At 63.8% G+C, this 18,474-nt stretch carries 16 protein-coding genes; 5 read left to right on the top strand and 11 right to left on the bottom strand.

Annotation, left to right across the window (positions count from 1 at the left end; translation table 11 throughout):
• Nucleotides 1-92 precede the first annotated feature (92 nt).
• The 3 genes from B5526_RS22715 to B5526_RS22705 form a co-directional block, all read right to left on the bottom strand.
• Nucleotides 93-2,837, bottom strand: a complete 2,745-nt coding sequence (locus tag B5526_RS22715) for a ligase-associated DNA damage response DEXH box helicase (RefSeq protein ID WP_079545201.1) — start codon at nucleotides 2,835-2,837, stop codon at nucleotides 93-95.
• A gap of 267 nt (nucleotides 2,838-3,104) precedes the next feature.
• Nucleotides 3,105-4,325, bottom strand: coding sequence for an ABC transporter substrate-binding protein (locus tag B5526_RS22710; RefSeq protein WP_079541815.1), 1,221 nt, complete (start codon nucleotides 4,323-4,325; stop codon nucleotides 3,105-3,107).
• Between the two features lie 83 nt (nucleotides 4,326-4,408).
• Nucleotides 4,409-5,335, bottom strand: coding sequence for a class I SAM-dependent DNA methyltransferase (locus tag B5526_RS22705; RefSeq protein ID WP_079541813.1), 927 nt, complete (start codon nucleotides 5,333-5,335; stop codon nucleotides 4,409-4,411).
• 80 nt (nucleotides 5,336-5,415) lie between these two features.
• On the opposite strand from B5526_RS22705, the gene B5526_RS22700 reads away from it, so the two are divergent.
• From B5526_RS22700 to B5526_RS22685, 4 genes are all read left to right on the top strand, one after another.
• The gene (locus tag B5526_RS22700) at nucleotides 5,416-6,456 is read left to right on the top strand and encodes a ligase-associated DNA damage response exonuclease (protein WP_079541811.1); all 1,041 of its coding nucleotides are present in this window, start codon (nucleotides 5,416-5,418) and stop codon (nucleotides 6,454-6,456) included.
• Nucleotides 6,453-8,276 (top strand): ATP-dependent DNA ligase, encoded by a 1,824-nt coding sequence (locus tag B5526_RS22695; RefSeq protein ID WP_079541809.1) that lies wholly within the window; start codon nucleotides 6,453-6,455, stop codon nucleotides 8,274-8,276. The genes B5526_RS22700 and B5526_RS22695 overlap by 4 nt, the downstream gene beginning before the upstream one ends.
• Before the next feature lie 261 nt (nucleotides 8,277-8,537).
• Nucleotides 8,538-8,840, top strand: coding sequence for a DUF6460 domain-containing protein (locus B5526_RS22690; protein ID WP_079541807.1), 303 nt, complete (start codon nucleotides 8,538-8,540; stop codon nucleotides 8,838-8,840).
• A gap of 174 nt (nucleotides 8,841-9,014) precedes the next feature.
• Complete coding sequence (locus B5526_RS22685) at nucleotides 9,015-10,274, top strand: MATE family efflux transporter (protein WP_154071393.1); 1,260 nt, start codon at nucleotides 9,015-9,017, stop codon at nucleotides 10,272-10,274.
• Nucleotides 10,275-10,523: 249 nt separating this feature from the next.
• On the opposite strand, the gene B5526_RS22680 is transcribed toward B5526_RS22685, so the two are convergent.
• Complete coding sequence (locus B5526_RS22680) at nucleotides 10,524-11,618, bottom strand: quinone-dependent dihydroorotate dehydrogenase (protein ID WP_079541803.1); 1,095 nt, start codon at nucleotides 11,616-11,618, stop codon at nucleotides 10,524-10,526.
• Nucleotides 11,615-11,959, bottom strand: a complete 345-nt coding sequence (locus B5526_RS22675) for a DUF952 domain-containing protein (RefSeq protein ID WP_079541801.1) — start codon at nucleotides 11,957-11,959, stop codon at nucleotides 11,615-11,617. The genes B5526_RS22680 and B5526_RS22675 overlap by 4 nt, the downstream gene beginning before the upstream one ends.
• Before the next feature lie 179 nt (nucleotides 11,960-12,138).
• On the opposite strand from B5526_RS22675, the gene B5526_RS22670 reads away from it, so the two are divergent.
• Nucleotides 12,139-12,792 carry a S24 family peptidase gene (locus B5526_RS22670; RefSeq protein WP_172842086.1) on the top strand — a complete coding sequence of 218 codons (654 nt, stop codon included), beginning with the start codon at nucleotides 12,139-12,141 and terminating at the stop codon, nucleotides 12,790-12,792.
• 191 nt (nucleotides 12,793-12,983) lie between these two features.
• Here the strand turns inward: B5526_RS22670 and B5526_RS22665 are convergent, their stop codons facing one another.
• The 6 genes from B5526_RS22665 to B5526_RS22640 form a co-directional block, all read right to left on the bottom strand.
• Nucleotides 12,984-13,766, bottom strand: a complete 783-nt coding sequence (locus B5526_RS22665; protein ID WP_244562033.1) for a class II aldolase/adducin family protein — start codon at nucleotides 13,764-13,766, stop codon at nucleotides 12,984-12,986.
• 267 nt (nucleotides 13,767-14,033) lie between these two features.
• On the bottom strand, nucleotides 14,034-15,671 hold the full coding sequence (locus tag B5526_RS22660; protein ID WP_079545198.1) for a lysine--tRNA ligase: 1,638 nt from the start codon (nucleotides 15,669-15,671) through the stop codon (nucleotides 14,034-14,036).
• 189 nt (nucleotides 15,672-15,860) lie between these two features.
• A complete protein-coding gene (locus B5526_RS22655) occupies nucleotides 15,861-16,778 on the bottom strand; it encodes a transporter substrate-binding domain-containing protein (protein ID WP_079545197.1) in 918 nt (305 codons plus the stop codon).
• Between the two features lie 255 nt (nucleotides 16,779-17,033).
• Nucleotides 17,034-17,624 (bottom strand): SCO family protein, encoded by a 591-nt coding sequence (locus B5526_RS22650; RefSeq protein WP_079545196.1) that lies wholly within the window; start codon nucleotides 17,622-17,624, stop codon nucleotides 17,034-17,036.
• 34 nt (nucleotides 17,625-17,658) lie between these two features.
• Nucleotides 17,659-17,847 (bottom strand): hypothetical protein, encoded by a 189-nt coding sequence (locus B5526_RS22645; RefSeq protein ID WP_079541799.1) that lies wholly within the window; start codon nucleotides 17,845-17,847, stop codon nucleotides 17,659-17,661.
• A gap of 68 nt (nucleotides 17,848-17,915) precedes the next feature.
• Nucleotides 17,916-18,452: a hypothetical protein gene (locus tag B5526_RS22640; protein ID WP_079545195.1), complete on the bottom strand. Its 537-nt coding sequence runs from the start codon at nucleotides 18,450-18,452 to the stop codon at nucleotides 17,916-17,918.
• Nucleotides 18,453-18,474 lie beyond the last annotated feature (22 nt).

Genomic DNA, 18,474 nt, shown 5'->3' with positions numbered 1-18,474 from the left:
CGGGAGCGCAGACAAGTGTACGCAGTCTGCGCAAGGCAGACTGCTATGCCCGGGCATGACGATGTTGATGGATCGGAGCGCAACATTTTATTCTACGACATCGCCTCTTTGACCAGTTCGTCGGCGGCTTCCGCCAACAGCTCGTCGGATGCTTCGCCATAAACTGACTCGCGGCCGATTTCCAGCATCACCGGCACCGCGAGCGGCGAAACCCGGTCGAGTTCCCGGTGGGTGATTCGCCCTTTGATTCGCGCCAGCATATCACCAAGCCGGCGAAGATCGAGCAGCCCGGTCGCGGCGTCGGCGCGCGCGGCGCGCAGCAGCACATGATCGGCCTGGTGCTTGCGCAGCACGTCGTAAATAAGGTCGGTCGAGAACAGCACCTGGCGCCGGGTTTTTTCCTCCCCGGTGAACCGGCGCGGGATCAATCCGGAGATCAGCGCGCCGGAGCGGAAGGTGCGCTTCATCAATGCGGATTCCGCAAGCCAGGCCTCGAGATCGTCACCCAGCATGTCGGAATCAAACAGCGCGTTGAGATCGAGTTTTCCTTGCCGGATCATGAACGACATATCGCCAAGCCCCCATACGGCAAGCGCATATTCATTGGCGATGAAGCCAAGCGGGCGGGCGCGGGCGCGCTCCAGCCGCCGCGTCAACAGCATGCCGAGCGTCTGATGCGCGAGCCGGCCCTCGAAGGGATAGCAGACCAGGTAATGTTTATTTCCGCGCGGAAAAGTTTCGACCACGAGCTCGCGCACGCCGGGGACGCGCGAGAAATGCGCCTGCAACGACAGCCAGTCGCGCACCTGATCGGGCAAGCCGCCCCAGGCGGGCCTGTCGGCCAGCAAGTTTCGTACCCGCTCGGCGAGATAAGTCGAGAGCGGAAACTTGCCGCCCATATAGGACGGCACTTTTGCGTCCTTGTCGTTGGCGCGCGAGACGTAGACCTGGTCTTCGGCCAGCGCCTCGTAGCGCACCACCTCGCCGCCAAAGACAAAGGTGTCGCCGACCACCAATCCCTCGATGAAATATTCCTCGATTTCGCCCAGCATCCGCCCGCCGCGCCCCAATGCACCGGTCGACCCCGAACCGCCGGCGCGCGAGCGCACCAGCCGCACTTTCAGCATCGCCTCCTCGACGATGGTGCCGACATTGAGACGATAGCTTTGCCGCACCCGGGGATTGGCGACGCGCCAGCGGCCCTGCTTGTCCTGCTTGATGCGCGCAAAACGCTCATAGGTCTTCAGCGCGTAGCCGCCGGTGGCGACGAAATCGACCACGTCGTCGAAATCGGTCCGCGAGAGATTTGAATAAGGTGCAGCCGTCAGCACTTCGGCAAAAAGCTCGTCGGAGAAAAACGGCTCGCCGCAGGCGCGGCCGAGCACATGCTGCGCCAGCACGTCGAGCGCGCCGACGCGCAGCGGCGGGGTGTCCTGCGCATTTTCCGCAATCGCGTCGATCGCGACCGCGCATTCCAGCACCTCGAAGCGATTTGCCGGAACAAGAACGGCGCGCGAAGCTTCGTCGATGCGGTGATTGGCGCGGCCGATCCGCTGCATCAGCCGCGAGGCGCCCTTCGGCGCGCCGATATTGATCACGAGATCGACGTCGCCCCAGTCGACGCCGAGATCGAGCGAGGACGTGCAGACCACGCCGCGCAATTTTCCGGCCGCCATCGCGTCCTCGACCTTGCGACGTTGGGCTACATCGAGCGAGCCGTGATGCAGCGCGATCGCAAGCCCGTCGTCGTTCATGCGCCAGAGATCCTGGAACAGCATCTCGGCCTGGCTGCGGGTGTTGACGAACACCAGCGTGGTCTTGTTGCGTTTGATCAGTTCGTAGACTTCATTAAGCGCGTGGCGCGCGCTGTGGCCGGCCCAGGGCAATTTTTCGCGGGTGTCTAGCATCTCGACAACAGGCGCGGCGGCGCCGCCGGCGACCACGATGTCGGCGGCTTTGTTCGTGCCCTCGTGCTGCGGGACCAAAAACCGCGCCAGCGATTCCGGCTCCGCAACCGTCGCCGACAGCCCGATCGCGCGCATCTGCGGCGCAAGTTGCCACAGCCGCGCCAGGCCGAGCGACAACAGATCGCCGCGTTTTGAAGTGACCAGCGCATGCAATTCGTCGAGCACGATGCGCTTGAGCGAGGAGAATAAAAACGGCGCGTCGTCGGACGACAATAACAGCGCCAGTTGCTCGGGCGTGGTGAGCAGGATATCCGGCGGATAGCGCCGTTGGCGCTGCCGCCGCGAAACCGGCGTGTCGCCGGTGCGGGTTTCGATCTTGATCGGCAGCCCCATCTCGGCAACCGGCGCTTCCAGATTGCGCGCGATATCGACCGCGAGTGCCTTCAACGGTGAGATGTAGAGCGTGTGCAGGCCGCGGCTCTTCTGCACGCTTCGGCCGGTGGAGATGAGAGTGCGGGGTAGTGATGGCGCAGCGAGCGCGGTGTTCTCCCCTCCCCCCACGCGCGCAGCGCGTGGCGGGGAGGGGTCGGGGGTGGGGGGCCTCTCCGCGCGCTCTGCCGCTCGCAGCGAGGTTGGGGCACCACCCCCCACCCCCGACCCCTCCCCACCACTGCGCGGGGGGTGGGGAGCAGACCGCGCTAGAGGAGAAGCCGCACTCAGCTCCACCAGCGTCGGCAAAAATCCGGCCAAGGTTTTGCCGGCGCCGGTAGGCGCAATCAACAGCGCCGAGCGATCGTCGCGGGCTTTTGCCAATAACTCGAGCTGGTGCTCGCGCGGCGACCATCCGCGGCCCGTGAACCATTGGCGAAAGCGGTCCGGCAGCAGCTCGGCTGGCTCAATCGGAAGAGCGGTCTGGATGTTGGGCGGCACGCGCCAAGAGGTATGCCGTCGCGGCGGTTTCGTCGAGGGGCACAACCAAATCGGCGCGCTGGCCTTACCTCGCCCCGCTTGCGGGGAGAGGCATAGGCCGCCTTCGGCGGCCGTCCTCAGATAAGTACGCCGAAGCGAAGCTTCGGCTATGTTGCGAAGCAATCCGGGTGAGGGGGACTCTCCGCGATCGTTTATCTTCGGAATTTGCGGAGGCGGCCCCTCACCCCGGCCCTCTCCCCGCGAAGAGCGGGGAGAGGGAGAAGAGCCTTATTCCGTCACCGGCTGGTCGGAAATATCCCAGTCCTTGCCGTTGAAGATCGAGATATAGAGCGTCTTCATCGGCGTGTAGTCGTCGGGCGTATAGCTGTAGGTGATGCCGTCCAGGAAAAACGGCGAGTGAAAGCCGTTGAGGTTCGACGCCTGCTTCAGGACGTTCTCGCGCGTGAGGTCGTCGCCGCAACGGCGCAGGATTTCCGCCATGGTCACCGCCTGGCCATAGCCTGCGAAGGCGATGGTGTTGTCGGGGTCGACGGTCGGCAGATATTTCTTGCGCAATTCCTCGAACGCCATCACGTCGGGGTCCTTTTCCCAACGCGACACTCCGGCATCCTTGGAGTAGCGGATGGCCACGATGCCGGCCGCATTTTCAAAACCCGCGGCAGAGAGGATCGAGCGGCCGGTCGAGCCGGCCGACAGCAGTTGCAACGGCTTCCAGCCGAGTTCCGCCACTTTACGGATCGACTGCGACGACGCCTTGCCGGTCGAGATATTGTAGAAGACGTCAGCGCCCGAATTGGCGAGGTTGATGAGCTGGGAATCGACGGTCGGATCGGTGAGATCGTAAGTCTGTTCCGCGATCACCTTGGCGTTGCCGCCGGCATCCGCCAGCACCTTCTTGAACGGCCCCAGAAAATCGCGGCCGAAATCATCGTTCTGGTAGAGGATCGCGACTTTGGCGTTCGGCTTCACGCTCAAAACATATTTGGCAAGGATGCGGGCCTCGGTCGGATAGAGCGGCAGGCCTGCCATGGTCCATTTGTTGTTTTTCGGATCGTTCCATTTCGACGCGCCGGTGTTGAGCAGAAGCTGCGGTACGCCCTTGGAATTGAGATATTTGTGCACGGCGGTCTGCGGCGCGGTGCCGAGCGAACCGTACAGCGCCAGCACCTCTTCCTGCTCCACCAGCCGCCGTGTGGCTTCCACCGCCTTCGGCGCGCTGTAGGAATCATCCATGGTGAGGAATTTGATCTTGCGCCCGTTAATGCCGCCCTTGTCGTTCAGCATCTGGAAATAGGCTTCCCCGATCCGCCCGAGCACGCCGTAGAGCGAGCCCGGGCCGCTGTGCGGCACGGTCTGTCCTATTTTGATTTCGGTGTCGCTCGCGCCCGGATCGTATTTCTTCTCGCCCGCGAAAGCAGCGCTGGCGGTGCAAACAAGCGCGACAACAGCAATTGCCCGCGCGACGGAATTTGCTTGAAGATGGTTCATTGTTTCTCCCTATGGCGCATTGTTCTTGTTTGAATGCATTGATCTACATTCCCGCCGCCTCGGCAATAGCGAAGTTGCCGCTCTCAGGTCTTGGCCGCGACCACGACAAGCCCGGGCACCGGCGCATTGTCCTCATTGCGGGCCGACAGCTCTTCGAGTTGCGACAGCGTCAGCCCGGCATCCGTGATCGATGTACGCACGTAATTGGCGCCGTGCGCATAGCGCAGCCCCTCGCCGATCATGACGCCCTCGCCATCATGGGTTTCCGCCGTGAACGCCAGCAGGCCGCCCGGCACCAGCACGCGCTTCGCCTCGCAGAGCACGGGCGCGAGATCGGCGACATAAACCATCGCGTCGGCGGCCAGAATCAGCTCAGTGCTGGCGTCCCGCCTGCCGCGCAAGCCCTCCAGCATGTCGGCGACCTCAAGCTCGGCATAAAGCCCGGTCGAGCGCGCCTTCTCGATCATGCGCGGCGACAGATCGACGCCGATGAAATGATCGACTTCCCTGGCGAGGGCGCTGGCCGCTAGCCCAGTGCCGCAGCCGAGATCGATGGCGCGCTTGAAGAAGGCCGGCTTGCGCACCGCGTGACGCGCGGCCAGCACTGCCTTGAACAATAGCGCGGGGCCGCGATAGCCGAGATCGTCGACGAGGGCGGTTTCGAATTTCGGCGCGTATTGGTCGAACAGCGTGCGCACATAGGCCTGCGGCATCGCCGACAATTTTTCGGCCCCGAGCCGCATCAGCCGCAGGCTGGCGCCGTGCCTGTCATCGGGATCGGCCTCGCCCGCTTTGCGATAGGCCGCGATCGCCGCCTCGGACTCGCCGAGCTGTTCGCGGATTTGGCCGAGCGTGAACCAGGCCGAGGCAAAGCCGGGCGCGAGCTCAATCGCCTGCAGCAACAGATCGGCGGCGGCGACGAGGTCGCCCTTGAGCTGCAGGTCGCGCGCAAAATCGAACCGCCGGTCGGCTACTAGATCGCCGGAAGACAGAAATATTCGCGCGGGCATCTTTAGGGACTGACTGCAGGCTGCAAAGTGACGGGGGGGGGAAGACTCGAACGAACCTCGAGCCAGCCTATATAAACGGCATGCGTCCGCAAGACATCCTGATGCCCGTTGCCGCCGGCCTTTGCTGCAAGCCCGGCGGCTTCCATATCGATCCGGTACGCCCCGTCGAGCGTGCCCTGATCACCCACGGCCATTCCGACCACGCCCGGCCGGGCCATGACGCGGTGCTGGCCACTCAAGAGACGCTAGACATGATGCGGCTGCGCTATGGCGACAATTTCGCCGGAAGCACGCAGGCGATTGTCTATGGCGAACAGATAAAACTCGGCGACGTCAGCGTAACATTTCACCCCGCGGGCCATGTGCTGGGCTCGGCGCAGATCGCGGTCACCTGCCAGGACAAGCGCATCGTCGCCTCCGGCGATTACAAGGACGCACCCGACCCGACCTGCGTACCGTTCGAAATGGTGCCCTGCGACGTCTTCATCACCGAGGCCACCTTTGGATTGCCGGTGTTCCGCCACGGCGATGCGGCGCTTCAGGTCAGGAAATTGCTGGACTCGGTGGCGCTGTTTCCGGAGCGGGCGCATCTGGTCGGCGCCTATTCGCTCGGCAAGGCGCAGCGCGTGATCGCGCTGTTGCGCGCGGCCGGCTACGACGCGCCGGTCTACCTGCACGGGGCGATGGAAAAGATCACGCGTTATTACGAGAGCCGCGGCGTTGCGCTCGGCGAGCTGCGCGCCGTCAAAGGCATGAAGAAGGCCGATCTCGCCGGCACCATCACGCTGGCGCCGCCGACGGCGACCGCCGATATCTGGACGCGACGATTCCCCGACCCGGTCACCGCGTTCGCGTCTGGCTGGATGCGGGTCCGCGCCCGCGCCCGCCAGGGCGGCGTCGAACTGCCGCTGGTGATCTCGGATCACGCCGATTGGGACGGATTGACCGCGACGATCGACGCCACCGGCGCCGGCGAGATCTGGGTCACCCACGGCCAGGAAGACGCGCTGGTGCGTTGGTGCACGACCAAGGGTCTTGCCGCGCGACCGCTCGATCTGGTCGGCTATGGCGATGAGGATGAAGGCGAGACATTGCCGCCGGGCGAGGATTCCGAGGCATGAACCGCTTTGCGCAGCTGCTCGACCGCCTCGCCTATGAGCCCGGCCGCAACAACAAGCTGCGGCTCTTGACCGCCTATTTTCGCGAAGTCGAGGATCCCGATCGCGGCTACGCGCTCGCGGCGCTGACCGGCGCGCTGTCGTTCAAGCACGCAAAGCCGGCCCTGATCCGCGACCTGATCGCGGCGCGCACCGATCCCGTGCTATTCGCGCTGTCGTATGATTATGTCGGCGATCTCTCGGAGACGGTGGCGCTGATGTGGCCGAAATCTTCTCCCCTCCCCCCGCGAAGCGGTGGGGAGGGGTCGGGGGTGGGGGGTGGCGCCGCAGCCTCGCTGCGAGCAGAAGAGCACGCGGAGAGACCCCCCACCCCCGACCCCGGATCAAGTCCGGGGCAGGCTCCCTCCCCACCACTCGCTTCGCTCGCGGGGGGAGGGGAGCGCACTGTGGCTGGCCACAACAACCCACCGCCGCCGACGCTCGCCGAAGTCGTCACCACCCTGCGCACGCTCGGCAAGACCGAACTGCCGGGACAACTCGCGCGCTGGCTCGACGAGCTCGATGAGACCGGCCGCTGGGCGCTGTTAAAACTCGTGACCGGCGCGATGCGGATCGGCATTTCGGCGCGGCTGGCAAAAACCGCGGCCGCCGAGCTTGGGGACAAGGACCCGCATGAAATCGAATTGATGTGGCCGGGGCTTACGCCGCCTTATCTCGACCTGTTCGCGTGGCTCGAGGGCCGCGCCGAAAAACCGGTCAATCTCGACCCCACGCCCTTCCGCCCCGTGATGCTGGCGCATGCGATCGAGGATGCGGATTTTACGGGTCTTAACGCCGCCGATTTCATCGCGGAGTGGAAATGGGACGGCATCCGTGTGCAGGCGGTGAGCGGCCGCGACGAGCGCGGAAACATGCAGGCCCGGCTTTATTCGCGCAGCGGCGAGGACATCACCAAGAGTTTTCCGGACCTGCTGCCGTCATTACATCTGCCCGGCGCCATCGACGGCGAATTGCTGGTGGTCCGCGACGGAAGGGTGCAGAGTTTCAACGTGCTGCAGCAGCGGCTGAACCGCAAACTGGTCTCGCCGAAACTGACAAAGGATTATCCGATCCATCTGCGCGCCTACGATCTGCTCGGCGAGGGCGACGCCGATCTGCGCACGCTACCGTTCGCCGAGCGCCGCAAGCGGCTCGAGGCTTTTGTGACAAAACTCGACGATGCGAGGATCGACCTGTCGCCGACGATTGCTTTTGCCAGCTGGGAAGCGCTGACATCGGCCCGGAAAAATCCGGCCGGCGCCAGCGCCGGCGACGATGCCGAAGCCGTCGAGGGCGTGATGCTCAAGCGCCGCGATGCGCCCTATCTGCCGGGGCGCCCGAAAGGCCAATGGTGGAAATGGAAGCGCGATCCGCACATCATCGACGCCGTCCTGATGTACGCGCAGCGCGGTCACGGCAAGCGCTCGTCGTATTATTCGGATTATACGTTCGGCGTCTGGACAGCGGGCGATGATGGCGAGCAGCTGGTGCCGGTCGGCAAGGCCTATTTTGGCTTTACCGACGAGGAGCTGCTGCAGATCGACCGTTTTGTCCGACGCAACACCACCGAAAAATTCGGTCCCGTCCGCCATGTGGTGCATGAGCCGGATCAGGGGCTGGTGCTGGAAGTGGCTTTCGAGGGTTTGCAGCGCTCCTCGCGACATAAATCCGGCGTCGCGATGCGGTTTCCGCGCATCAGCCGGTTGCGCTGGGACAAGCCGCCGCGCGAGGCCGACCGGCTGGAAACGCTGGAGCGGATGCTGAAAACCGAGCGAGTGGTTTGATTTGGCAGCTAGGGCCTTTTGCCTTTCAGTGGCTTCATCCTTCGAGACGCGGCCAAGAGGCCGCTCCTCAGGATGAGGTCTAACCCCTCATGGTGAGGAGCGCGGCAACGCCGCGCGTCTCGAACCATGCGGCCGGGGGATGCGGTCATGATTCGACCCAATCGGAATACGTTCTACCGGCCATTGACGCCAACGGACGGGTTCCCCATCTGCCCTCCGCCATACTATAGTGCGCGGGCCAGTCCGCGCGGGAGACGATCGATGCAAAACGAGACCAGGGAATTGCCGGCAGCCAATGACGGCCTCTATCGTTTTCTCGGCGGCTCGCCGCTGACGGTAGCGTTTCGGCTGATCCTGTTGTCCATCCTGGTCGGGGTGGTGCTCGCGGCGATCGGCTTCGATCCCTGGAATATCGTCAACAGCATCCGGTTGTTGTTCCAGCGGCTGTGGAATCTCGGCTTTGACGCCGTCAACTGGCTGTGGCGCTACTTCCTGCTTGGCGCGGTGATCGTGTTTCCGGTCTGGCTCTTGATGCGGATGTTCGGCGCGCCGCGCGGAAGATAGAGCATGATCCGGAAAAGTGGGTACCGGTTTTCCGGAAAGATCATGCTCAAACAAAGAAATGAGATCACGATCCGACCCAGTCGGATCGTGATCTAGTTCGCGCGTAGGCAAGGTGTGTTAGCTCCCCCACAACGGGTTACGACCGCGCAGGTCTTCGCCATCGCAGGGCCCGCGATGGTCACGAACCTGACAACGCCGCTGATCGGCATCATCTCGACGATCGCGATCGGGAGGCTCGGCGACGCCACGCTGCTTGGCGGCGTCGCCATCGCCTCGGTGATTTTCGACTGCCTGTTCTGGCTGTTCGCCTTCCTGCGCATGGGCACGCTTGCCTTCACCGCGCAGGCGCTTGGCGCGGGCGAAACGCAGGAATTGCGCGCGCTGCTGATCCGGGGTCTTGTCATTGCGGCGCTGATCGGGACGACCCTCATCGTCTTGCAAATACCCCTCGCCGCGGTTCTGCTGCAAGCGATGGGCGGCAGCGAAGGGGTTACGCGCGCGGCAAAGACCTATTTTGTCATCCGTATCTGGTCGGCGCCGCTGGCGCTCGCCAATTACGTCGTGCTCGGCTGGCTGATCGGACAGGCGCGCGCAAAGCTGGCACTGAGCGTGCAGATCGCGATCAACCTCATCAATGTGGCGGCGACCATGCTGCTGGTATCGGTGCTCAACGCCGGCATCGCGGGTGCCGCGATCGCGGCCGTGGTCGCGGAAGCGGCCGGGCTCGTGCTGGGCTTGCTGATCGCGCGGCGTCTCACCTACGGACAGCCTCCTGTGCCGCGCGCGGCGCTGCTCGACCGTGCAAAACTGTTGCGCATGCTCGCCGTCAACCGCGATATCATGATCCGCACCGCCGCGCTGATCGCGGCGTTTTTGTTTTTCACCGCGCAAGGCGCGCGCTCCGGCGACGTCACGCTCGCGGCCAACGCCGTGCTCAACAATTTCCTGCTGGTCACGGCCTTCTTCCTCGACGGACTTGCCAATGCCGCCGAGCAGCTCTGCGGCCGCACCTATGGCGCGCGGGACCAAAGCGGGTTCGCGTCGGCGGTGCGCCTGGTGCTGTTCTGGGGGTTCGGCTTTGCGCTCGCGGTGGCCGCGACATATGCGCTGTTCGGCACCAACCTGATCGATATCATGACCGCGAGCGAAGCGGTCCGGCGCGGCGCGCGTGAGGTCTTGTGGTTCGTGGTGCTGGCGCCGCTGCTTGCCGTGTTCGCCTTTGCCTATGACGGCATCTATATCGGCGCGACCTGGGCGCGCGACATGCGCAATCTGATGGTGCTGTCGCTGGTAATTTTCCTGGCCGCCTGGCTCGCGTTGCGCCCGTTCGGCAATACCGGCCTGTGGGGCGCGATGCTCGCCCTCTACGCCGCGCGCGGCGGGTTGCAGGCGCTGCGCTATCCCGCGCTGTTGAAGGCCTCGTTTAAGAAGTGACAAAGTCCGATTGAAGCGGAATGGACCACTTCTCCCTCTCCCTGCTCTTCGCGGGGAGAGGGTCGGGGTGAGGGGCTCTATCGGCATACTCGGACTCGCGGAGGGTCCCCCTCACCCGGATCGCGTCTTCGATGCGACATAGCCGAAGCTACGCTTCGGCGTTCTTCTAAGGACCGGCCGCCAAGGGCGGCCTATGCCTCTCCCCGCAAGCGGGGAGAGGTGATCCAAACGCCTGGGACGGATCAACTATCACACCGGCCAGTCCTCGGCCGTGATCGTCGCCGCGTCGGCGCCGACGATTTCGGACAGCGAGTCGCGTCCGGTGCGCAACAGCGTCGACGCCAGATCGTTCTTGATGTCGTCGACCAGCCCAATCCCCTTGTAGATCAGCGACGAATAAAGCTGGATCAGGCTGGCGCCGGCGCGGATTTTGGTCAGCGCCGCGCCGCCGGAATCGATGCCGCCGGCACCTACCAGTGGAAACGCGCCCTCGGCGCGGACATACGTTTCGGCCACCATTCGGGTCGACAGTCGAAATAATGGGCGCCCCGACAAACCGCCCTGCTCCTTGGCGCGGAACCCTTCGCGCAAGGTCGAGGGCCGCATCGTGGTGGTGTTGGCGACGATCATGCCGTCGACGCGGCGCGAGCGGGCGATATGAACGACGTCGTCGAGCTCGGTGAGGCTGAGATCGGGCGCGATTTTTAAGAGCACCGGCGAATCGCCGGCGTTTTGCCGGACGCGTTCGCGCGCATCGATCACTTTTGCAAGCAGATCGTCGAGGGCCGCGGCCTGCTGCAGATTGCGCAGGCCCGGCGTGTTCGGCGAGGAGACGTTGACGGTGAAATAGCTCGCCACCGGTGCGAAGGTCTCGATCAGTTTCACGTAATCGGCGACGCGGTCGGCGGAATCCTTGTTCGCCCCGACATTGACGCCGATGATGCCTTTCAGATGCGCGCGCCCGGCGAGGCGCCGCAGCACGGCGGCGGCGCCGTCATTGTTGAACCCCATGCGATTGATCACGGCCTCGTCGCGCTCGAGGCGAAACAGCCGCGGCCGCGGATTTCCCGTTTGCGGTTTTGGCGTCACAGTGCCGATTTCGACGAAACCGAAACCGAGCCGCAACAGCGCATCCGGGGCCTCCGCGCTCTTGTCAAAACCCGCGGCCATGCCGATCGGATTGGGGAAATTCAACCCGAACGCCCGCACCGCCAGCTTTGCGTCGTCCGGCCGCGCCCGCACCGGCGGCAGTAATTTCAGGCCCTGGATCGCCAGGCGATGCGCGTCTTCCGGATCGAACCAGCGCAGTAGCGGCAGAGAGAAGGCGTCGAAGGCGCGGATCACGGCTTAAGCTCCGGGATGTCATGGGTGCCGTCGGAGCGCGCGCGCATCTCGCGCACACTGATCACCGCGCCGGGATCGAGGTCGCCATAGAGATGCGGAAACAGTTCATCGTTGCGCGAGCGCTCGAAGCGCAGCCGCTCGCCCAAAGCATCGGCATCGACCTCGATCAGCAACAGCCCAGTCTGGCCGGCAAAATGCTTGCGCGCCGTCTCCGCCACCTGCGAGGCCGCGGAAAAATGAATAAAACCGTCGCGCGCATCGTCGGCGCTGCCGCGGTACACCCCCTGCCGCTCGGCCTCGCGCCAGGCCGGCTCGGGACAGATTTTGTAGATTTTCCGCAACTTATCCAGAGTCCTGCTGGGGCTTTGAGTCTCTTGGGCTTTTCCCGAAATCTCGGGATCGGCCAGCGACCGTATCGGCGCGACCAGCGCACTTCAAGGGCGGCCTTCGCCCCTTGCGGTGGATGCCGAAAGCCGGTTTATTGAGGTAATAATTCCTAGCTTTTTGACGGCATTACCGGATGGCCAAGCAGCCAAAAGCCCAGCGCGTGTTGACCCACGGCCAGGTCTGGACCGCGCTGGACCGGCTTGCCGAACGCTCAGGCCTATCGCCCTCCGGCCTTGCCAAGCGCGCAGGCCTCGATCCCACCACCTTCAACAAGTCCAAGCGCATCACCGTCGACGGCCGCGAACGCTGGCCGTCCACCGAATCACTCGCCAAGGCGCTGGCCGCCACCAACAGCTCGATCGACCATTTTGTGCAGTTGATCGGCGACGGCGCGCGGACCGCGCAGTCGGTGCCGCGATTGAGTTTCGCCCGGGCGGCAAGCGACGGCACTTTCGACGACAGCGGTTTTCCGAGCGGCAAGGGCTGGGACCAGGTGGCGTTGCCGTCGGCCCATGACGAGCACGCCTACGCGCTGGAAATTTCCGGCGACCAGATGCGCCCGGCCTTTCGCGACGGCGACATCATCGTGGTATCGCCGGGCACACCGATCCGCCGCGGCGACCGCGTGGTGGTGAAGACGCGAGCGGGCGAGGTGATGGTGAAGGAACTAAAACGCCGCACCGCGAAGGCGCTGGAGCTGCAGTCGCTCAATCCCAGCCATGTCGACCGCACCTTGGCGGCCGGTGAAGTCGCGTGGATCGCGAGGATTGTGTGGGTGAGCCAGTAGATCATCCTCGGTGTCGTCCCGGCCAAGCCAACGGGTCGGCGCAAAGCGCCGCCCGATGACAGGCTCCGCGCGAGCCGGGACCCATAACCACCGATAGCAATTGTTGCGTGAAGTGGCGGCCCCAGCTTTTCAAAGCTTCGCACGCCTGTGGTTATGGGTCCCTGCTTTCGCAGGGACGACGACAATAAGACCTACGTCGCGTAATCCGGCTCCTTGCGGTCGAGGATGCGCTTTAACGCGTCGAAGTGGCGCTGCGCAGGCGTTGGTCCGTTGTACAGGCTGTTGCCGCCGATATCGCGTTTGGTCTTTTCGACCACGGGCTCGGGGAGTTTCTTGAGCGGCTGCCCGGTCCACATCGCGTAGATCTGAACCTGCGCGGCGCGCTCGATGTAATAGAGCCGGTCATAGGCGTCGGCGACGGTCTCGCCGACCGTCGAGATGCCGTGATTGGCCATGAACAACACGGTCTTGTCGCCGATGACTTTTGCCAGCCGCGCGCCTTCAGACGGATCGAGCGCCGGGCCGGTATATTCATCGTCATAGGCAATCTCGCCGGACATCCCGACCTCGGTCTGGCCGATCTCCTTGATGCGCGGGTCTTCCAGCCGCGTCAGCGCGCTCGCATAGGGCATGTGGGTGTGGAACACCGCCTTGGCCTGCGGCAGCGCCTTGTGGATCGGCGCATGGATGCAATAGCAGGAGCGTTCGACGTCGCCATCGCCGCGCTTGACCTTGCCGTCGTCGATGCCGACTTCCATGAAGGAGGACGCCGTCACCTCCGACCAATGCATGCCGAACGGAATCTGGTAGTAACGGTCGCCGCGGCCCGGCACCACAAAGGTCAGATGATTGAAAATGCCCTCGCTGAAACCGTGCATGTAAGCGAGCCGATGCGCCGCCGCGAGATCAAGCCGCGCCTGCCATTCCTCAGCGCTGCAATCTTCCAGCGTCTTCGGCGAAACCCTGAACTGCATGGGTATGCTCCCCTGTTGTTGGCCCCTCAACGGAGGCTTAAGCGGTTTTGATGCTCGGTATTGTAGCGCAATCTCGAACAGCCGTGGCTGAAATTGCTGCGGGCCTCCCATCTCAATTTGCCGAGTGGGCCAGTCCCTCCAGCGTCGTCCCTGAAAGCAGGGACCCATACCGCGAGGTCTTGCCATATCGCGATGTGGGAGACGCCCTTTGCAACAACGAGCGCCGGTGGTTATGGGTCCCTGCGTTCGCAGGGACGACGGAGAGTGCTACCCCGACCGCGCCAGCGCGCCGTCGATCATGGCGACCGAATTTTGCAACCCATAGACCGCGACGAACGAACCGAACCGCGGGCCTTTTTCCTGACCGAGCAGCACCTGATAAAGCATGTTGAACCAGTCGAGCGAGACGCCGGGCCGGCCATCCTTGCCTTTCTTCACCGCGTCCAGAAACGGCTCGCGGCGGCCGATTTCGTAGACCACGTTCTGGATTTCTTCCGCGGTCGAACTCGCCGGCAATTGCGACAGCGCATCGCGAAGGTCCTGCAGCGCGGCGCGCTCGGGTTCGGTCGGCTCGCGGAATTTTTTGGTCGGCGCGACAAAGTCGCGATAATAGTTGATGGCGTAGCCGACCATCGCATCTAACTTGGGATGGGTTTGCGGCGTCACGCCGGGACGATAGCGCCCGATGAAACCCCAGAGCGTCGCGGCGTTCTCCGCGTTCGACGACGACACCAGCGTCAATAGCAACTGGAACGTCACGGGCATGTCGGCTACCGGCGGATGGCCGGCATGGATGTGCCAGACCGGATTGCCGAGCTGCTGGCGCGCGTCCTGGCGTGGAAAGCCTTCGAGGAATTGCTGGTAGTCATCGACATTGCGCGGGATCACGTCGAAGTACAGCCGCTTGGCCGACTTCGGCTCACGATACATGAACAGCGACAGCGATTCCGGCGACGCGTAGCGCAGCCATTCGTCGATGGTCAGCCCGTTGCCCTTCGATTTTGAAATTTTTTGACCTTTGTCGTCGAGGAACAGCTCGTAATTGAATCCTTCCGGAGGCAGGCCGCCGAGCGCGGAGCAGATCTTGCCCGACAGCTTTACCGAGTCGATCAAATCCTTGCCGGCCATTTCATAATCGATGCCGAGCGCGTACCAGCGCATCGCCCAATCCGGCTTCCACTGCAATTTGCAATGCCCGCCGGTGACCGGCAGCGTCATGCGCTCTTTGGTGTCGGGATCGTCATAGGAGATCGTGCCGGCCTTCACATCGTGCTCGACGATCGGCACATAGAGCACCTCGCCGGTGCGCGGAGAAATCGGCAGGAACGGCGAATAGCTCGCCGCGCGCTCTTCGCGCAAGGACGGCAGCATGATCGCCATCACCTGCTCGAGCCGCTCCAGCACGCGCAGCAGCGCCGCGTCGAATTTGCCGGACTTATAATATTCGGTGGAGCTCGCGAATTCGTAATCGAACCCAAAGGTGTCGAGGAACGCGCGCAGCCGTGCATTGTTGTGCGCGCCGAAGCTCGGATGGGTATGAAACGGATCGGGCACCGTGGTCAGCGGCTTGCCGAGATATTGTGACAGCATCTCCTTGTTCGGCACGTTGTCCGGCACCTTGCGCAGGCCGTCCATGTCGTCTGAGAACGCGATCAGCCGGGTCTTGATCTTGTCTTCGGTCAGCACGCGAAAGGCGTGGCGCACCATGGTGGTGCGCGCGACCTCGCCAAATGTGCCGATATGCGGCAGGCCCGAGGGACCGTAGCCGGTCGAGAACAGCACCTCGTCCTTTGGCTTCTTTTTCAGCCGCGCGACAATCGCCTTCGCCTGCTCGAATGGCCAGGCGTTGGACTGTTCGGCGAGCGCGCGCAGATCGCTCGGACTGGCGGGATCGTTGGTAGACATCGAAATGGCTTTCTCCGGGTCGCGGAAACTAAACGTCTCCGCGAACAAATGCAAAATTACAGCCGTCGTCCCAGCGAAAGCAGGGACCCATAACCACCGATGTCAACGCTACGCTCGGCTGGGGCCGCGGCCTGCTCTCCGCTGAGATTTGGGGTCATGGGTCCCGGCTCAAGGCCGGGACGACAGTATTTAAAACGGGCTGACCGAAAAATAGCGCAGCCATAAATCAGTGTAACGACCCTTTTCCCAGACCCGGAACAGCGCCCAGTTCAGCGCCTGGCGCAACAGATCGTTGCCCTTGCGCACGGCAATCCCGATGCCTTCGCCGAAATAGCGGCTCTCGACAAACGGCCCGCCCGAGAACGCGCAGCATTCGCCGGAATCAGTGCCGTTGATCCAGAACGCCAGCGAGATCGCATCGCCAAAGATGAAGTCGACCTCGCCGCGCCGAAGCGCCAGCCGCAGCGCGTCGTCATTGGGATAGGAATGCAGTTCGGCGTCGGTGAACATCGCCTTCAGATACGCCTCATGCGCGGAGCCGGCGACGGCGCCGACTTTCTTGCCCTCGAGATATTCGGGGCGGATTTCCGGCATCACGGCGTCGCGCCGCGACACGAACCGCGCCGGCGCCCGGTAATAGGGATCGGTGAAATCGACGCGGGCGCGCAGCTGCGGCGTCACCGCGAGCGAAGCGATGATGGCGTCACCCCGGTTGCTGGCGATCGCATCGAGCAAGGTCTCGAAGCGGCGCATCTGGATGGTGCAGGTGACTTTGATTTCCTCGCAAAGCTGCCGCGCCAGATCGACATTGAAGCCGGCGGGATTGCCGTCCGGGCCGGTGAAATTGAACGGCGGATAGTCGGTCTCGGTCAGAAACCTGATCACCGAGATGCGTGACAGATCGGGCCGGTCCGGGCGGCGCCTCGGGTCCCAGAAGCCGGGAACGGCTTGCGGCGCCGCCTCGGCGCCGGGTTTTGCGATGTTTTGCGCGTACGCCGCGCTGCCGGAAAGGGCCGCACAAGCGAGCGCGCCAAGCGACAATGCCGCCGCGGCGCGGACGGTCCGGAGCCATCTTAGGTTGAGCTGTGAGCGTGAATATAGGCGCATTACCGGCGGTTTTGTCTGGAAGTCGACGGCCTTATAGACCATCCACCCGATAAGGCGAGCATCGTTTGTCGGCCTCGAAACTGCGGCTCTTCTTCTCCCCTCCCCCGCGAAGCGGTGGGGAGGGGTCGGGGGTGGGGGGTCTCTCCGTTCGCTCTCCTGCGCGCAGCGAGGTTGCGGAGCCACCCCCACCCCCGACCCCTCCCCGCCACGCGCGATGCGCGTGGAGGGAGGGGAGAACGACGTAGCCGCGCCCGCTCAAAGATACCGCTTCAAATCGGCCGCGGCTTCCTCGGGCGTGCGCTTGAGGTTGAAGGGCGCGACGAACTTGCCGTCGCGATCCATCAGGTAGATCAGCGCGGTGTGGTCCATGGTGTAGTCGCCGTCCTTCAGCGGCACCTTTCGGGCATAGACGCGGAATTCGGAAATCACCTTCGCGACCTCATCCGGATTGCCGGTGAGGCCCTCCAGATGCGGGTCAAAACTCGACAGATAATCCTTCATCGCCGAAGTGGTGTCGCGCTCGGGATCGACCGAGATGAAATAGGCGTTGACGCGGTCGGCATCCTTGCCGAGCGCCTTGAGCACCTGGGAAATCTCGAACAGCGAGGTCGGGCAGACGTCGGGGCAATGGGTGAAGCCAAAGAAGATCAGGGTCGGGCGGCCCTGCAGGTTCTTGTCGGTCACGGTCTGGCCGGCCTGGTCGGTCAGTTGAAATGGGCCGCCGATCGCGGCGGGGGCTGCGACATGCCGCAATCCCCCGAGCGCCCACAGGATCAGCACCAGTCCAACCAAGAGGCTGCCGGAGAATGCCGCGACGATGACCAGCGGGCGGGTGGTCCGGTCCATCATCCGATCTGTCATAAGATTTCCTGTTGCAGGATCAGAAGCAGGCGGAGATGCCTGAGGCGATCGTCGCGAAGAACACCGCCGTACCATAATGGAACCAGAGCGCCAGCGCACCGAGCAGGACGGCGGCGCCGAGAGCTGCTCCGCCCGCCACGATCGCCGGCGCGACCCTCCGCGAGCTCAGCACGGCGGGCGCTTGCTGCGTGGAAATAGGCTGGGCCATGGGCAACCATCTGAACCGACAGTGTTAAGCGGCGTTGCCGCTCACCTGCTTGTGCTATTCAGATAGAGCTAGTCGGGCTGCCGGGCAAGCACGCCCGCGTCGGGGCTGATCACGTCCTGCTGAGGCGAATTGCGGTCGCGGCGCGACGACCGCGGCGCGGACGCCTGCGCATCGAGATAGCAGGGCTTGTACATGCTCATCAATTGCCTGCCCCGCAGGAAGATCATGTGCGGGGTCAACCCGCCGCGCGCGGCGATCCAGCGCCGGACCTGCGAGGGATACATCGAATACAGCATCTGCGTGGCTTCGGGGTTGGTGATGGCGCGGCCATTGGCGCCAAAGTCCCACGCCGCGTGGAATCCCAAAGTGGCGTTGGAGGTTACGCAGATCTTGTCATGGGGAACCGCGCCGAGCACGATGGTGCAGGCCGAGGCGCACAGGCCGTCGATGATGACGGTTTCGCCGGAACTGCGCAGGCCCTGATATTTGTCGACGTAGGTGCCGATCCGACCGCCGCGATCCTCGCCGATCCGGACCACCGCATGACTGGCCGAAACCCCTGCCAGAAAGAGAACCGCCGCGAGCAACCCCGTCGCAAATTTCATGTCCTGCCCCGGTTGAAACCTG

Source organism: Bradyrhizobium lablabi (assembly GCF_900141755.1).
Taxonomy (GTDB): Bacteria; Pseudomonadota; Alphaproteobacteria; order Rhizobiales; family Xanthobacteraceae; genus Bradyrhizobium; species Bradyrhizobium lablabi_A.
The sequence above is the reverse complement of the archived record's forward strand: the minus strand, read 5'-3'. Positions and strand labels throughout refer to the sequence as shown.